The sequence below is a fragment of the Pseudomonas sp. GL-RE-29 genome (assembly GCF_019947275.1).
GTDB classification, from domain to species: Bacteria; Pseudomonadota; Gammaproteobacteria; order Pseudomonadales; family Pseudomonadaceae; genus Aquipseudomonas; species Aquipseudomonas fluorescens_A.
This window is the reverse complement of sequence record NZ_JAGYGD010000016.1, coordinates 130,550-144,472: the sequence shown is the minus strand read 5'-3', so window position 1 is coordinate 144,472 and position 13,923 is coordinate 130,550. Positions and strand designations below refer to the sequence as shown.

Genomic DNA, 13,923 nt, shown 5'->3' with positions numbered 1-13,923 from the left:
CTCCAGCCCCACTCCCAGAATCACTCCCCTTCGAACTCCCACCAGTCATAGACCCACTCCCCATCCCCGGGCTGGTCGGGCTAGTACTACTCCCATTAGCATCACCACCATTCCCACCTTCAATAGTGCCAGGAGGCAGTGCATTCTCCGCCCCGGAACCGGCGTTCATTTCCGTTGAAGGCGGCATCCCGCCCTTATCCACTGGCGCACCGCTGCTACCGGCAAATGTCACCACTGCACTGAGCGACAACAAAGTGGCCACTGTCATAGCCGTGAGTTTTGACCTGTTCATGGTCCACTCCTTTCAAGGTTGTTGGACCGCATCAGCTGGGTTCGCCCGAGCCATCTTGGCCAGCTATATCCGGATCATCAGGTAAGGCCTCGACATCAGAATCAGTGCGCTTAACGTCTTCGTTGGGAACCTGCTCAACACCCGCATCATCATCGGGCGGACGTTGATCACGACTCAGAGGATCAGTCGGTGAGGGCAATGGATATTCAGGCGTTTCGTCGATATCAGCATCTTTCGGATCAGCATTCATGGTGCACCTCTCAAAGAGCCTGAAAGCAGGCCCTGAAGTTTCGAGGCGGGCGCGAGGCTCGCGTTCGATCCGGGAGACAACCGGTAAACCCGATCGCAACCCTCGATCAAGCGTCGTCTTCATCCTCGTCTTCAAAATCAACATTGCCCACATCACCCGCATCATCGGAATCGTTAAGCGGAACAGTCGCATCGTCCATCAAAGAACCCGGATCCTCATTACCGGGATCGTTAATGAACGGCAGTCCGCTCGGGCCTTTTTCTTCTTTGCCTTCGGTCTCCGGTGTCATGGCGCGCCTCACATTATTCAGGGGTATATGAAGTTCGAGGGTTCACCACAGGTAAATGTTCCGGGACAAAGCACAGACATGAAAAACCCGGCGCTTGGCCGGGTTTGTGCTTCATGGCGATGTCGAATCAGTGATGTTTGTTTTTATGTTTATTCTTGTGTTTGTGGCCGCCACCGGAATGGGAGCTGTCATTGTCGCTCCCCAAATTGTTGCCGACCGCACCACCCGCAGCCCCGCCGAGTCCTGCGCCAATGGTCGAACCGGTTGAGCCGCCGAGGCTATTACCGATCACCGAACCGCCCGCCGAGCCCAAGCCACCGCCGACCGCTGCTTCTGTGCGACTGCCCTTGGGCGCTCCGACCGCACTGCCTGCGGCGCCACCCACGCCGGCGCCAATAGCCGCGCCCGTGCTGCCGCCCATTTGCCCGCCGACTACGTTGCCCAGCGCGCCGCCAAGGCCACCACCTACAGCAGCAGTGCCGTCACCGGCGGCCATCGCCAGCGGCGTGAGAAAAAGTCCAAAAAATAACGTAGATAACGTCAAACGTACGGAGCCATTTACTTCCTTGCCTTTGGTAATCGCTGTCATAGCATGCCTCGTGTTCTTCGATGGGCTTAAAACTTTGAGCCACTATCGGGAGAAACGTTCATAAACCAAAAAGCCCGGCATCGAGCCGGGCTTTTTGAGTGGACCGATCAGGATCAGTGACGCTTGTGACCTTTGGCCAGGTTGCTGCCAACGCCGCCGCCCAATGCGCCGCCCAGACCTGCGCCGATGGTGGAGCCGGTCTTGCCACCGAGGCTGTTACCGATCACCGAACCACCGGCAGCGCCCACACCGCCGCCGATGGCAGCGCTGGTACGGTGGCCTTTCTTGGCGGCAACAGCACTGCCTGCTGCACCTGCCACACCAGCACCTATCGCAGCGCCGGTGCTGCCGCCCATGCTCTGGCCCACGACATTACCCAGCGCGCCGCCCAATCCGCCACCAATTGCAGCAGTGCCGTCGCCAGCCATTGCACCTTGAGCAACCAGAAGACCCAGAACCAGAGCAGGCAGAGTGAAACGCATGACAAAAAACCTCAAAAATAAGATGAAAATCAAAGGGGTCGCGATTGAATGCTTTAGAGGGAACAAAGTCCAGACATACGCGCTCAACCATCGCGGATGGCGACGGTTGGACAGCGTTTATGGAAAAGGTTTTATGACAGGCAAAAAAAAGCCCGCTGGGGAACGGGCAGGATGTTGCTTTCTAACGGATGAGTTGAGCCTACGTAGACGCCTGTGAAAACTTTGTGAAAAAACCCGGGGTTAAAAAATTGTTCACACATTCATCAGGCACAAAAAACCCCGCTCAATGGCGGGGCATGCTTGGGGATCCATTACTTCCTGGCCGGAGCCGTCACCCTGGGGAGAAATTTCCCCTTCTGCACTCGGCCCGCCCTGGTCTTGATCTTGTCGACCTCTGTCTGGTCCTCGCCGAAGCTGGCAACGTACGCAGTCTGTCCACACTGCACACAATTGTTGATCGGAAACTCTGCACCGTCGTCTTCGATATACGGATCAGCCATCTCTTCACCCCTCTTCAAAAGCGGGATCGACACCGGCAAGCCCTTTTGCCTGAATAAATATCGACCACCAAGATTTTTGAGACTAGCCGGTCACGACCGGACTTGTAATTCACATATCAAAATGCCCGACGAAAGGACCTATCTTCATTATCTTAATTTGACCGCCGTACCGGTCACAAATACCACCACCATCCCGCCTTTGCCGGCCGGCATACTGATCTCAAAATCAAGTCCCACCACAGCATCCGCCTGAAGTGCCCGCGCCCGCTCCTTGATCTCGTCAGTGGCCTGAATACGCGCCTCCTTCAATGCGCGCTCCAGCGTCTGGGAGCGGCCACCGAAAATATCGCGTATGCCGGCGAACATATCGCGGATAACGTTGACGCCCTGCACCGACTCGGCGCTGACAATGTCCAGGTAAGCCGTGATTTGTCGGCCTTCGATTGTATGGGTCGTGGTAGTGATCATTTAGTTTCCTTTTTATGGCTCCGAGGGCTAAACCCACCCAAACCCTTTCGCCACTATCGCGGCCAGACCAAGCGTTGCGGTGATGAGCGCACTGCTTCCGCCCTTAAATGGGCTAGCCAAGAGCGTCGTAGGAAAATACCCGGAGCGCTGAACATTCCAAAATCCAACACCCGAACGCACAAAACCCCTGGCTTCTTTCGAAACCAGGGGTTCTGTTTACATCGAATTTGGCGGTGAAGGAGAGATTCGAACTCTCGATACAGTTTCCTGTATACACACTTTCCAGGCGTGCTCCTTAAGCCACTCGGACACTTCACCGTATCTCTTCAAACAAGTTCTGTCTGTCGAGGCGCGCTAATGTAGTCGAAAGCTTTTCTGATGGCAAACATTTTTTTCAGAATTTTCATGCGGTTAACGCGATTAGTCGTTTCGGTCGCTACAGGGCATGACAAACCGGCCAATCTCCGGCTTCGCGCTCCCATCTATATAGAGGGCGATTCGCGGCTGGCGTGGCTGGATGCGTTCGGCGGGCGGGAAAAGGGTGACTGGCGAGTCAGTCACGGCGCTTTACCTGGCCTTTAGTGGTGGGTAACGTCTGCCCTACTTTATTGAAAGGAATAGCGTCATGAGTGAGTTGATTTCCTACCATCTCGAAGACGGTATCGCGACCCTGACCCTGAGCAATGGCAAGGTCAATGCCATTTCTCCGGACGTGATTGCTGCCTTTAACGCGGCGCTGGATCAGGCTGTGACTGATCGTGCGGTGGTGATCATTACCGGTACGCCTGGGATTCTCTCGGGCGGTTACGATTTGAAGGTGATGACCTCCGGCCCTAAAGAAGCCGTGGCGTTGGTGACTTCCGGCTCGACGCTGGCCCGTCGCCTGTTGTCGCACCCGTTCCCGGTGATCGTGGCTTGTACTGGGCATGCGGTGGCCAAGGGCGCGTTCCTGTTGTTGTCGGCAGATTACCGCATCGGTGTCGATGGTCCGTTCAGCATCGGCTTGAACGAAGTGCAGATCGGTATGACCATGCACCACGCGGGTATCGAGCTGGCTCGTGATCGTCTGCGCAAGTCCGCCTTCCATCGTTCCGTGATCAACGGTGAAATGTTCAATCCGCAGACTGCCGTGGACGCCGGTTTCCTGGATGTCGTGGTCTCGGCCGAGGAACTGCAAGGGGCCGCGCTGGCGGCGGCGCGTCAGTTGAAAAAGATCAACATGACGGCGCATAAGAACACCAAGTTGAAAGTACGCAAGGCGTTGCTCGAAACCCTGGACAACGCGATCATCCAGGATCAGGAGCATTTGGTTTAAGCCCAAACCTGTTCCGCCGAAAAGCCCGACCATCGTGTCGGGCTTTTTCTTGCGCCTTACGTAGAAAAGCTTACAACCGCTCTAGATCGCGCCTGACCCATAGGTCGGAAACATGCGTACAAACATCGTCTATCTCCTACCTCTATAGTGGCAATTGCCGAAAACAGTGCACATCCGTACACTGCGCCACCTTTTGTCCCGGTGGGGCCTGAAAATGCTGTTTGTTTTACGTATGTCATTGATGGGTCTGCACTTTATTGTGGCGGGTGTGCTGGGTGTCATTCTCGGTCTGTGCCGCCCTTTCAATCCGGATAACAGTCGTTTGTGTGCCCGCCTGTATGCGTGGCCGGCGATGTGTATTTTGCGTTTGCGGGTGAAGGCCGAAGTCGGCCCTTTGATGGACAAACCCGAAAGCTGCGTCATCGTTGCCAACCATCAGTCCAACTATGACTTGTTTGTGTTCGGCAACGTCGTCCCCCGTCGCACCGTGTGCATCGGCAAAAAGAGCCTCAAGTGGGTGCCGTTGTTCGGTCAGTTGTTCTGGCTGGCCGGCAATGTATTGATCGACCGCGGCAATGCGCAGAAAGCCCGTCAGTCGATGTTGACTACTACCAACACCTTGCAAAACGAAGACACCTCGATCTGGGTATTCCCGGAAGGCACGCGCAACCTCGGCGAAGAACTGCTGCCGTTCAAAAAAGGCGCGTTCCAGATGGCCATCGCTGCCGGAGTGCCGATCGTACCGGTGTGTGTCAGCAGTTACGTCAAGCACATGCGATTGAACCGCTGGCGCAGTGGGAAAATTCTGATCCGTTCGTTGCCCGCGATTCCTACCGCAGGTTTGAGCATGGACGACATGCCGATGCTGATTGCCCAGTGCCGTGAGCAGATGCGCGAATGCATCGACTCGATGGACCGGCAACTGCAACCCGCTTGAAAGAAACCCGCCTGGTGCGGGTTTTCTTTTGCCTGCAAACTTTTGCCTGCGAACTCAGCAGATTTCACTGACTCTCAAGTAGCAGACAAGGCTAAGCTCAACGCTGCCTGCCACGGCCATTCGCCATTGAAAGCTGCCAATAAGAAGTGAACCAACATCATGGGTAGAGTTGTTGCTGCTGCGGTTTACAGCGCTGGTAAGAAAGTCACCAATATCACCCTCGACGAAGGCGCGGCCTGGGCTGCAAAGCCTGGTCACTTCGTCTGGATCGGTCTCGAAGAGCCGAACGAAGAGGAACTGTACAACTTGCAACGCCAGTTCAACCTGCACGAACTGGCCATCGAAGATGCCCTGGAGAAACATAGTCGGCCGAAACTGGAAACCTTCGGCGATGCGCTATTCATCGTCACGTATTCGCCGATTATGGAGGACGGCAAACTCAAGTTTATCGAGACTCATATCTTTGCCGGCAATGGCTACATCATTACTGCACGCAACGGACATTCGGCGTCCTACGCCTATGTCCGACAGCGTTGTGAGGCGCGTCCACTGTTGCTGGAGCACGGGGAAGACTTCGTACTCTATGCGATCCTCGATTTCGTGATTGAAAACTACCAGCCGATGGGCGAAGCCATTCATGCCCAAATTGATGAGCTGGAACGCAACGTCATGTGCGGCTCGCTGAATGAGCGCGATATTCAGAACCTGCATGGTCTGCGCAGGGATGTATTGCGGTTGCGCCGTTACGCGGCGCCGATGGTAGAGATCGGCGAGGAACTGCAAAAACTAAGCTTCCCGTTCATCGACAAGAACATGCGCCCGTACTTTCGCGACGTGCAGATTCATGTCACGCGACAGATGGAAGACCTGACGACGCTGGCGGACATTGCCAGCCAGACCATCGAGGTTGGGGTGCTGCTGGAAGCGTCACGTCAGAGCGTGGTGCAGCGCAAGTTTGCGGCGTGGGCGGCGATTCTGGCGTTCCCGACGGCGGTGGCCGGGATTTACGGAATGAACTTCCAGAACATGCCGGAGTTGACCTGGCATTACGGGTATTTTGGGGTGCTGGGGTTTATCGCGGTGGGGTGTGTGGGGTTGTGGGCGAGCTTCAAGAAGTCGGGGTGGCTTTGACAGCTGTTGTGGTGAGGGAGCTTGTTCCCGCTCGGTAGCGAAGCGGACCCTAAAACGGGCCTGCTGCGCAGTCCAGCGGGAGCAAGCTCCCTCGCCACAGTGCTGAATCGGGCTTATACCGACTGCGATTCCGGCTTGTGCGCCACAAACCGCATCATCCACTCGGCAACCGTGGTGCCGTGGTGCTCACTTTCCAGGCTCGCCATGCCTTTCGAATAAATCTGTTCGCCCAACGCCTGCTGGCGAATCTCGAGCAGCGCCCGCGAATAGTCGTGAATGAATTCAGGATGTCCCTGGAAACACAGCACCTGATCGTTGATGTGATACGCGGCAAACGGGCAGAAATCGCTGGAAGCGATCACTGTGGCGTTTTCCGGTAGCGAAGTGACCTGATCCTGGTGACTGATCAACAGGGTCAGCTCTTCCCTCAGCGGGCTCATCCACGGCGCCTTGGCGGCGAGTTTGTAGTTATGGGTGCCGACGCCCCAGCCTTGCGTCGCACGCTCACTCTTGCCACCCAGCAGCAACGCCAGCAACTGATGACCGAAGCACACGCCCAGCAGCTTGTCGCCGCGCTCGTAGCGGGTCAGCAGATACGTCCTGAGGGTTTCGATCCAAGGGTCGGTGCCAAAGGAATCGGCCTTGCTGCCGGTGACCAGATAGGCGTCAAACGTCAGGTCATCGTTGGGATATTCGCCTTGCATCACGTTGTAGACGGTGAATTCGGCGGCGATGGGTTGCTGCGAAAACAGGTGTTTGAACATCTGCCCGTAGCCCTGATATTGGTCAACCAATTCCGGACGCAGGATGTCGGTTTCCAGAATGCAGATGCGTAACGACATAAAAAATACCTGACACGTGATGGGAATAATGCACACCCCAGAGCCTGCCTCGAAACACCGTGACAAGGCAAGCCCCGGAATGTGTCACTGATCCCTAAAACGCCTCCCCTTTTGCCGCTTTCTCCAGGAGCAACGCAGGCGGCGCGAAGCGTTCTCCGTATTCCCCGGCCAGATACTGGGCACGGGCGACAAAGTCCTTGATCCCATATTGATTGATGAACTGCAGCGCGCCACCGGTCCACGCGGCAAAACCAATGCCGAAGATCGACCCGACGTTGGCATCCGCCGTAGAGGTCAACACGCCCTCCTCCACACAACGCACGGTTTCGATGGCTTGCACGAACAACAGCCGATCGCGCACATCCTTCGGAGAAATCTGTCCATCGGCTTTTTCAAAACGGGATTTCAGTTCCGGCCACAAATGCTTCTGGCCACCGGCCGGGTACTCATAGAAACCACCTCCAGCCGCCTTGCCCGGACGCTTAAATTCGTTGAGCAGCAAGTCAATCACCGCAAACGCCGGGTGCTCAATCAGCGGTTTCCCTTCTGCCTGAAGGTCTTTGGCGGTTTGCTGGCGGATATGGCTCATGAGGCTGAGGGAAACTTCGTCAGAAATCGCAAGCGGTCCTACAGGCATGCCCGCCTTGCGCGCCTCGGTCTCGATCATTGGCGCACTCACCCCTTCGCCCAGCATGGCGATGCCTTCGTTGGTGAACGTACCGAATACCCTCGAGGTAAAGAAGCCACGGCTGTCGTTGACCACAATCGGGGTTTTCTTGATTTGCAGCACGAAATCGAAACCGCGAGCCAGGGTTTCGTCGCTGGTATTGGCGCCCTTGATGATTTCCACCAGCGGCATCTTTTCCACGGGGCTAAAGAAGTGCAGGCCGATGAATTTGCTTTGATCCGGCACCGCCGTCGCCAGCCCGCTGATCGGCAGGGTTGAGGTGTTGGAAGCGATCACTGCGTCCGGGCCGACGATACGTTGCGCGGCCAGTGACACTTTGGCTTTCAGCTCACGGTCTTCAAACACCGCTTCAATGATCAGATCGCAACCGACCAGATCGGCATCGTTTTCGCTGGTGTGAATGCGAGACAAAACGGCTTCGCGCTGCTCGGCATTCATTTGGCCACGCGCGACTTTCTTGTCTAGCAATGCCGCCGAGTGCGCCTTGCCTTTCTCCGCTGCCGCGAGGTTGATGTCCTTGAGCACCACCTCGATCCCCGCCGAGGCGCTGACAAAGGCGATACCAGCGCCCATCATCCCGGCACCGAGCACACCGACTTTTTTCGTGACGTATGGAGCAAAGCCCTGCGGCCGCGAGCCACCGGCATTGATTTCGTTGAGCTGGAACCAGAAAGTACCGATCAGGTTTTTCGAAACCTGGCCGGTGGTCAGTTCGGTGAAGTAGCGGGTTTCGATCAGGTGCGCTGTGTCGAAATCCACCTGGGCGCCTTCTACGGCCGCGCAAAGGATTTTCTCCGGCGCGGGCATGCAGCCCTGGGTTTTACTGCGCAAGATCGACGGCGCAATGGCCAGCATCTGCGCGACTTTCGGGTTCGATGGCGTGCCGCCCGGGATCTGGTAACCCTTTACATCCCAACGCTGCACCGCCGTCGGGTTGGCCAGAATCCACGCTCGTGCCTTAGCCAGAAGCTCGTCATGATCCGCCGCCAGCTCATCGATCAAACCCGCCTGCAACGCCTGTTGCGGCCGCACCTTTTTGCCTTCGAGCAAATATGGCAGGGCTGTTTCCAGGCCGAGCATGCGCACCATGCGCACCACCCCGCCACCGCCCGGCAGCAGGCCGAGGGTCACTTCCGGCAGACCGAGTTGCACGGAAGGATTGTCCAGCGCCACACGGTGATGACAGGCCAGGCAGATTTCCCAGCCACCGCCGAGCGCCGCACCGTTGATCGCGGCGACCACAGGTTTGCCGAGGGTTTCCAGGGTGCGTAATTGGCCCTTGAGGGTCAGCACCATGTCGTAAAAGGCTTTGGCTTCGGGCTTGCCGACCTTGATCAACTCATTGAGGTCGCCGCCAGCGAAAAAGGTTTTCTTGGCCGAGGTGATGATGACGCCAGCGATGGCTTCCTTGTCGGCCACCAGACGAGCGACGCAGTCAGCCATGGCCTCGCGATAAATCGCATTCATGGTGTTGGCGCTCTGGCCCGGCATGTCGATGGTCAGGACGACGATTTGGTCCTGGCCTTTTTCGTAACGTATGGCTTGGGTCATGTCACTTGTCCTTGAATTCGGGGCTCAGAGGCGTTCGATGATGGTGGCAATGCCCATGCCGCCGCCGACACACAGGGTCGCGAGGCCATAGCGCAAGCGCCGGGCTTCCAGTTCATCGAGCAAGGTGCCGAGAATCGCGCAACCGGTGGCGCCCAGCGGATGGCCCATGGCGATGGAACCGCCGTTGACGTTGACCTTGTCCGGGTCGACCGCCATGTCCTTGATGAACTTCAACACCACCGAGGCAAAGGCCTCGTTGACCTCGAACAGGTCGATGTCCTCGACCCGCAGCCCGGCCTTGGCCAGAGCCTTGCGAGTGGCTGGCGCGGGGCCGGTGAGCATGATGGTTGGATCGGTGCTGGTGACCGCTGTAGCGACAATCCGCGCCCGTGGCTGCAAACCCAGCGCACGTCCCTTGGACTCGGAGCCGATCAGCATCAACGCGGCGCCGTCAACGATCCCGGAACTGTTGCCGGGGGTGTGGACGTGATTGATCCGCTCTACATGGCTGTAGACCCGCAACGCGGTGGCGTCGAAACCCATTTGCCCCATCATTTCGAAGCTCGGCTTGAGCTTGCCCAGGCCTTCCAGCGTTGTATCGGCACGAATGAATTCATCGTGATCGAGCAGGATGATGCCATTCTGGTCCTGCACCGATACCAGTGACTTGTTGAACGACCCATTGGCCCGCGCCCGTGCAGCTTTCTGCTGGGAGTGCAAAGCGTAGGCGTCGACGTCATGTCGACTGAAGCCTTCAAGCGTGGCAATCAAATCGGCGCCCACGCCTTGTGGGGTGAAATGGCTGTGCAGATTGGTTTCCGGATCCAGCGCCCAAGCCCCGCCATCACTGCCCATCGGCACCCGCGACATTGACTCGACGCCACCGACCACCACCAAGTCTTCGAACCCGGATCGAACCTTCATCGCCCCGAGATTCACCGCCTCCAGCCCCGAGGCGCAGAAACGATTGATCTGCACACCGGCCACGCTGACATCCCAACCAGCCACCTGAGCAGCGGTTTTGGCGATGTCGGAGCCTTGATCGCCAATGGGCGTTACGCAGCCAAGCACCACGTCGTCGACCTGACTGGTGTCGAGCGCAGTTCGCTGCTGCAGCGCCGTGAGCAGCCCGGCCACGAGGTTCACCGGTTTGACACTGTGCAAGGCGCCATCGGCCTTGCCTTTGCCACGGGGCGTGCGTAACGCGTCGAAAATCAAAGCTTGGGTCATGGCTTCCTCGATCTTGTTGTTGTAGTTCAGACATCGCGGCTTATGTAGGAGCTGCCGCAGGCTGCGATCTTTTGATCTTTGAAGAGGCTCCCACCATATTCCGAGCAGGCAAGGATTCAATGACCGCAACGCTCAGCAATGTTGACGCACACGCTCAGACGGACGGTAGTCAGCTATCGGAAAGGCAGAGGAAGGACTCGCAGGTGTCTAGCAAAAGGCCGCCCAAGAAGCTGGCAATAGGCCTCATTCCTTTTTAATAGCAACGAGTAAGAACACCATACTAAATGGATCTAAACCACGGGTGACGCGGGCTCTAAGGTGAACATGTACGAAGTTGTCGTCGGGTTTTGCCGAGGCGCTCGTCCAACAGGAAGTGCAACGTTTGCCGTCATGGATATGTGTAGGCAAGCATCAGGAAATAACAAAAAAAAGGCGGTCAGCCATGTTCAAACAATCGAAAGTACGTCAAGCCGGACTCATTCTTTTCGCCACCACGCTGTTGTTGATTTTGCCGAACCTGACCAAGGTGATCGGCTAGTCGCTGGTTAAAAATACGGCGCAGGATTTTTACATCGCCACTTAGAAATGTGACTGGCTCGCTACCCGGGCCAGCGTGGCTGTGCCAACCTTTGCGGCACTTCCACGACATGGACGGCGATCATTTGAAAACGCTCATTCTGTTCGGGGCCTTGCTGCTCAGCACGCCCCTCTATGCCGCACAGCTGAAACTGGAGCTGGGCGCGAGCAATCGCACCTGGCAGACCGAGGAGTTGCTCAAGCATCCTCAAGCGCAGACCATTACGATCTCCAATGACGTTTCCTATAAGCGGGATATGAACTATCGCGCTGTGCCCTTGGCTGCGTTGTTGACGGGCATTAAACCTGAAGATCACTTGCAAGCGGTTGCGCTCGATGGATTTGCTGCGGAGTTGTCGGCCGCGCCACTGCTCAATACTCAGGGCGCACGCGCTTGGTTGGCGATTGAAGACCCGTCCAAACCCTGGCCGCCGCTGTCCGAAGGCAAGCACAGCGCCGGGCCGTTTTATCTGGTCTGGACAGACCCGCGAGCGGGCAACATCAGCCCCGAGCAATGGCCGTTCGAGGTCGCCAGTATCAAGCGCATGGCGCCGGTGGTGGAGCGCTTCCCTGCCCTGCTGCCCGATCCTGCATTGAAGGCGGACGATCCGGTGAACAAGGGCTTTGCGCTGTTTCAGAAGAACTGCCTGGCCTGTCATCGACTCAACGGTGCCGGGGATGCGCAATTCGGGCCTGATCTGAATATTCCGTACAACCCGACCGAATACTTTGGCGCGGATTTCCTCAGGCGCTACATCCGTGACCCGCAGAGTTTGCGCCAGTGGCCCCAGGCGAAAATGCCGGGGTTCTCGGCCGAGATATTGCCGGATGAGGATCTGGAGATGTTGGTGGGGTATTTGAAGCACATGGCGGGGCGCAAAGTTAAGCCCTGAGTACACTGCGCCCTGTAGGAGCTGGCTTGCCAGCGATATCGGTCTCACATTTAACATTGATGTCGACTGTGATGACCTCATCGCTGGCAAGCCAGCTCCTACAAGGGATGTGCAGTGATGTTGGTTACTGCTGTTGGACGGAGATCACCGGTTTCGGCGTCGGCGTTACAAACACCTTCGCATGCATCTGCTCACACCCTCCGCCCCGGCGCATCCCGCGCACCGGGCAGGCATCCAGGTAATCCAGACCCACTGCCAGTTTCAGGTGACGCTCCGGTCGCGCCAGCTGATTGGTCACGTCGAAGCTGTACCAGGCGTCATCGAGCCAAGCTTCGGCCCACGCGTGACTGGCCAAATGTTCGCTGTTTTCACTGTACAAATAACCCGACACGTACCGCGCCGGAATGCCCAGGCTACGGGTGCAGGCGAGGAACGCGTGCGTGTGGTCCTGGCACACACCCGAACGCCCGGCGAAGGCCTGGGCGGCGCTGGTGTCCACCTCAGTGGAACCCGGCGTGTAGGTCATGTGCTGGTTCAGGCCATGCATCAAGTCGATCAGCGCCGTGCGGTCCCGACGTTGCTTGCATTCCTTTTCAGCGAACGCGCGCAGGGCCTGGTCTGGTTCGGTCAGACGGGTGAAACGCAAAAACGGCAGCGCCGACTGGCTCTCATGCTCGGCCTCGCGCAGTTCGTCGATGTCGACCTGACCGCGAGCGCCGATGATGATTGCCTCGTGCGGTTCGTCCATAGTCAGCACATGCAGGATGTTGCCGAACGGATCGAGTTGCGCGCGCACCGGCCGCGGCAGATCGAGCTGCCAACTGAGCACGTGCTGGCGCTCGCTGTCGTGGGGAGTCAGTCGCAAATACTGGATGCTCGCCCGCACCTGATCCTCGTAGTGATAGGTGGTCTCGTGACTTATGGAAAGTCTCATGCAGCCTCCAGGTAGGAACTGTGAATCGCGTTGCCCAACTGGCGCACCAGCGGGATGAACTCGGTCAGCCAGGCGTGCAGGCCTTCGTCGAGAATTTCGGTGATGCCGGTGTAACGCAGTCGCGCGTCGATTTCCGCAGCGAGGCGTTGTGCAGGACGGCCATTGGCCCCCGGTAACTGAGCGAGGATCTGGTCGATTTCTTCGGTACAGGCGCGCAGGGAGCGCGGCACATCTGCGCGCAGCAACAGCAACTCGGCCACATGCCGGGCGCCAGGGGCGTCGCGATAGATCTCGGTATAAGCCTCGAAAGAGGACAAGGCTCGCAGCAAGGCACTCCACTGGTAATACGCGTGGGCCGTGCCATCGCTGACCGCTTCGGCCTGGTCGCCGGCCATTTCGTAGCGGGCGTCGAGCAGGCGCAAGGTGTTGTCCGCCCTTTCGATGAACGTCCCCAGACGGATGAAGCGGAACGCGTCATTACGCATGATCGTGCCGTAGGACGCGCCACGGAACAGGTGGGAACGTTCCTTGATCCACTCGCAGAAACGGCTCATGCCGTAACGGCTGAGGCCTTGCTCGGCAATCCCGCGAATTTCCAGCCAGGTTGCGTTGATGTTTTCCCACATGTCAGCGGTAATTCGCCCACGCACCGCATGGGCACTGGCCCGCGCCGCGCCGAGACAACTGTAGATACTGGCCGGGTTGGCTGCGTCCAGCGCAAAAAAATGCAGCAGCCGTTCGGCATGCAACTCGCCGTGACGTTCGAGGTAATCGTCCAGGGTACCGGTGATCAACAACGGCATGGCCAGTTCGTGCAGGCCATCACCGCGACCATCCTGTGGCATCAGCGACAGCGAATAACTGATGTCGAGCATCCGTGCGAGGTTTTCCGCTCGCTCCAGGTAACGCGACATCCAATACAAATCCGAGGCAGTTCTACTTAACATGGCAGGCTT

At 57.6% G+C, this 13,923-nt stretch carries 15 protein-coding genes and 1 tRNA gene; 4 read left to right on the top strand and 12 right to left on the bottom strand.

Annotated features, from left to right (window positions below):
- Positions 1-323 precede the first annotated feature (323 nt).
- From KGB21_RS15445 to KGB21_RS15415, 7 genes are all read right to left on the bottom strand, one after another.
- Positions 324-542, bottom strand: a complete 219-nt coding sequence (locus KGB21_RS15445) for a hypothetical protein (protein ID WP_223505589.1) — start codon at positions 540-542, stop codon at positions 324-326.
- A 106-nt stretch (positions 543-648) separates the two neighbouring features.
- On the bottom strand, positions 649-831 hold the full coding sequence (locus tag KGB21_RS15440; protein ID WP_223505588.1) for a hypothetical protein: 183 nt from the start codon (positions 829-831) through the stop codon (positions 649-651).
- A gap of 127 nt (positions 832-958) precedes the next feature.
- Positions 959-1,420 (bottom strand): glycine zipper domain-containing protein, encoded by a 462-nt coding sequence (locus KGB21_RS15435; protein WP_223505587.1) that lies wholly within the window; start codon positions 1,418-1,420, stop codon positions 959-961.
- Between the two features lie 113 nt (positions 1,421-1,533).
- Entirely contained in the window at positions 1,534-1,902 is a 369-nt protein-coding gene (locus tag KGB21_RS15430; protein ID WP_034150136.1) for a hypothetical protein, read from the bottom strand.
- Positions 1,903-2,213: 311 nt separating this feature from the next.
- On the bottom strand, positions 2,214-2,402 hold the full coding sequence (locus KGB21_RS15425) for a hypothetical protein (RefSeq protein ID WP_034150184.1): 189 nt from the start codon (positions 2,400-2,402) through the stop codon (positions 2,214-2,216).
- A 147-nt stretch (positions 2,403-2,549) separates the two neighbouring features.
- On the bottom strand, positions 2,550-2,870 hold the full coding sequence (locus KGB21_RS15420; protein WP_223505586.1) for a YbjQ family protein: 321 nt from the start codon (positions 2,868-2,870) through the stop codon (positions 2,550-2,552).
- Positions 2,871-3,098: 228 nt separating this feature from the next.
- Positions 3,099-3,188 (bottom strand) — tRNA-Ser (locus KGB21_RS15415).
- Between the two features lie 307 nt (positions 3,189-3,495).
- On the opposite strand from KGB21_RS15415, the gene KGB21_RS15410 reads away from it, so the two are divergent.
- The 3 genes from KGB21_RS15410 to KGB21_RS15400 all read left to right on the top strand — a co-directional run bounded on the left by KGB21_RS15410 (position 3,496) and on the right by KGB21_RS15400 (position 6,253).
- Positions 3,496-4,185, top strand: a complete 690-nt coding sequence (locus tag KGB21_RS15410) for a crotonase/enoyl-CoA hydratase family protein (protein ID WP_034150139.1) — start codon at positions 3,496-3,498, stop codon at positions 4,183-4,185.
- Positions 4,186-4,399: 214 nt separating this feature from the next.
- A complete protein-coding gene (locus KGB21_RS15405; protein ID WP_223505585.1) occupies positions 4,400-5,122 on the top strand; it encodes a lysophospholipid acyltransferase family protein in 723 nt (240 codons plus the stop codon).
- Positions 5,123-5,281: 159 nt separating this feature from the next.
- Complete coding sequence (locus tag KGB21_RS15400; protein ID WP_034150141.1) at positions 5,282-6,253, top strand: magnesium and cobalt transport protein CorA; 972 nt, start codon at positions 5,282-5,284, stop codon at positions 6,251-6,253.
- A 113-nt stretch (positions 6,254-6,366) separates the two neighbouring features.
- Here the strand turns inward: KGB21_RS15400 and KGB21_RS15395 are convergent, their stop codons facing one another.
- The 3 genes from KGB21_RS15395 to KGB21_RS15385 form a co-directional block, all read right to left on the bottom strand.
- Complete coding sequence (locus tag KGB21_RS15395; protein WP_223505584.1) at positions 6,367-7,095, bottom strand: amidotransferase; 729 nt, start codon at positions 7,093-7,095, stop codon at positions 6,367-6,369.
- 94 nt (positions 7,096-7,189) lie between these two features.
- A complete protein-coding gene (locus tag KGB21_RS15390; RefSeq protein ID WP_223505583.1) occupies positions 7,190-9,334 on the bottom strand; it encodes a 3-hydroxyacyl-CoA dehydrogenase NAD-binding domain-containing protein in 2,145 nt (714 codons plus the stop codon).
- A 24-nt stretch (positions 9,335-9,358) separates the two neighbouring features.
- Positions 9,359-10,564, bottom strand: coding sequence for an acetyl-CoA C-acetyltransferase (locus KGB21_RS15385; protein ID WP_223505582.1), 1,206 nt, complete (start codon positions 10,562-10,564; stop codon positions 9,359-9,361).
- A 647-nt stretch (positions 10,565-11,211) separates the two neighbouring features.
- Here KGB21_RS15385 and KGB21_RS15380 point away from each other — a divergent pair.
- Positions 11,212-12,033 carry a c-type cytochrome gene (locus KGB21_RS15380; RefSeq protein ID WP_223505581.1) on the top strand — a complete coding sequence of 274 codons (822 nt, stop codon included), beginning with the start codon at positions 11,212-11,214 and terminating at the stop codon, positions 12,031-12,033.
- A gap of 124 nt (positions 12,034-12,157) precedes the next feature.
- Here the strand turns inward: KGB21_RS15380 and KGB21_RS15375 are convergent, their stop codons facing one another.
- Together KGB21_RS15375 and KGB21_RS15370 are read right to left on the bottom strand one after the other, a co-directional pair.
- Positions 12,158-12,967, bottom strand: coding sequence for a transglutaminase domain-containing protein (locus KGB21_RS15375; RefSeq protein ID WP_034150147.1), 810 nt, complete (start codon positions 12,965-12,967; stop codon positions 12,158-12,160).
- Complete coding sequence (locus KGB21_RS15370; protein WP_034150148.1) at positions 12,964-13,914, bottom strand: alpha-E domain-containing protein; 951 nt, start codon at positions 13,912-13,914, stop codon at positions 12,964-12,966. The genes KGB21_RS15375 and KGB21_RS15370 overlap by 4 nt, the downstream gene beginning before the upstream one ends.
- Between the last annotated feature and the right edge of the window lie 9 nt (positions 13,915-13,923).

Excerpts from the sequence above, each read along its gene's own strand:
- KGB21_RS15445 (WP_223505589.1), bottom strand. The coding sequence starts at position 542 with ATGAATGCTGATCCGAAAGATGCTGATATCGACGAAACGCCTGAATAT.
- KGB21_RS15440 (WP_223505588.1), bottom strand. The coding sequence starts at position 831 with ATGACACCGGAGACCGAAGGCAAAGAAGAAAAAGGCCCGAGCGGACTG.
- KGB21_RS15435 (WP_223505587.1), bottom strand. The coding sequence starts at position 1,420 with ATGACAGCGATTACCAAAGGCAAGGAAGTAAATGGCTCCGTACGTTTG.
- KGB21_RS15430 (WP_034150136.1), bottom strand. The coding sequence starts at position 1,902 with ATGCGTTTCACTCTGCCTGCTCTGGTTCTGGGTCTTCTGGTTGCTCAA.
- KGB21_RS15425 (WP_034150184.1), bottom strand. The coding sequence starts at position 2,402 with ATGGCTGATCCGTATATCGAAGACGACGGTGCAGAGTTTCCGATCAAC.
- KGB21_RS15420 (WP_223505586.1), bottom strand. The coding sequence starts at position 2,870 with ATGATCACTACCACGACCCATACAATCGAAGGCCGACAAATCACGGCT.
- KGB21_RS15410 (WP_034150139.1), top strand. The coding sequence starts at position 3,496 with ATGAGTGAGTTGATTTCCTACCATCTCGAAGACGGTATCGCGACCCTG.
- KGB21_RS15405 (WP_223505585.1), top strand. The coding sequence starts at position 4,400 with ATGCTGTTTGTTTTACGTATGTCATTGATGGGTCTGCACTTTATTGTG.
- KGB21_RS15400 (WP_034150141.1), top strand. The coding sequence starts at position 5,282 with ATGGGTAGAGTTGTTGCTGCTGCGGTTTACAGCGCTGGTAAGAAAGTC.
- KGB21_RS15395 (WP_223505584.1), bottom strand. The coding sequence starts at position 7,095 with ATGTCGTTACGCATCTGCATTCTGGAAACCGACATCCTGCGTCCGGAA.
- KGB21_RS15390 (WP_223505583.1), bottom strand. The coding sequence starts at position 9,334 with ATGACCCAAGCCATACGTTACGAAAAAGGCCAGGACCAAATCGTCGTC.
- KGB21_RS15385 (WP_223505582.1), bottom strand. The coding sequence starts at position 10,564 with ATGACCCAAGCTTTGATTTTCGACGCGTTACGCACGCCCCGTGGCAAA.
- KGB21_RS15380 (WP_223505581.1), top strand. The coding sequence starts at position 11,212 with ATGGACGGCGATCATTTGAAAACGCTCATTCTGTTCGGGGCCTTGCTG.
- KGB21_RS15375 (WP_034150147.1), bottom strand. The coding sequence starts at position 12,967 with ATGAGACTTTCCATAAGTCACGAGACCACCTATCACTACGAGGATCAG.
- KGB21_RS15370 (WP_034150148.1), bottom strand. The coding sequence starts at position 13,914 with ATGTTAAGTAGAACTGCCTCGGATTTGTATTGGATGTCGCGTTACCTG.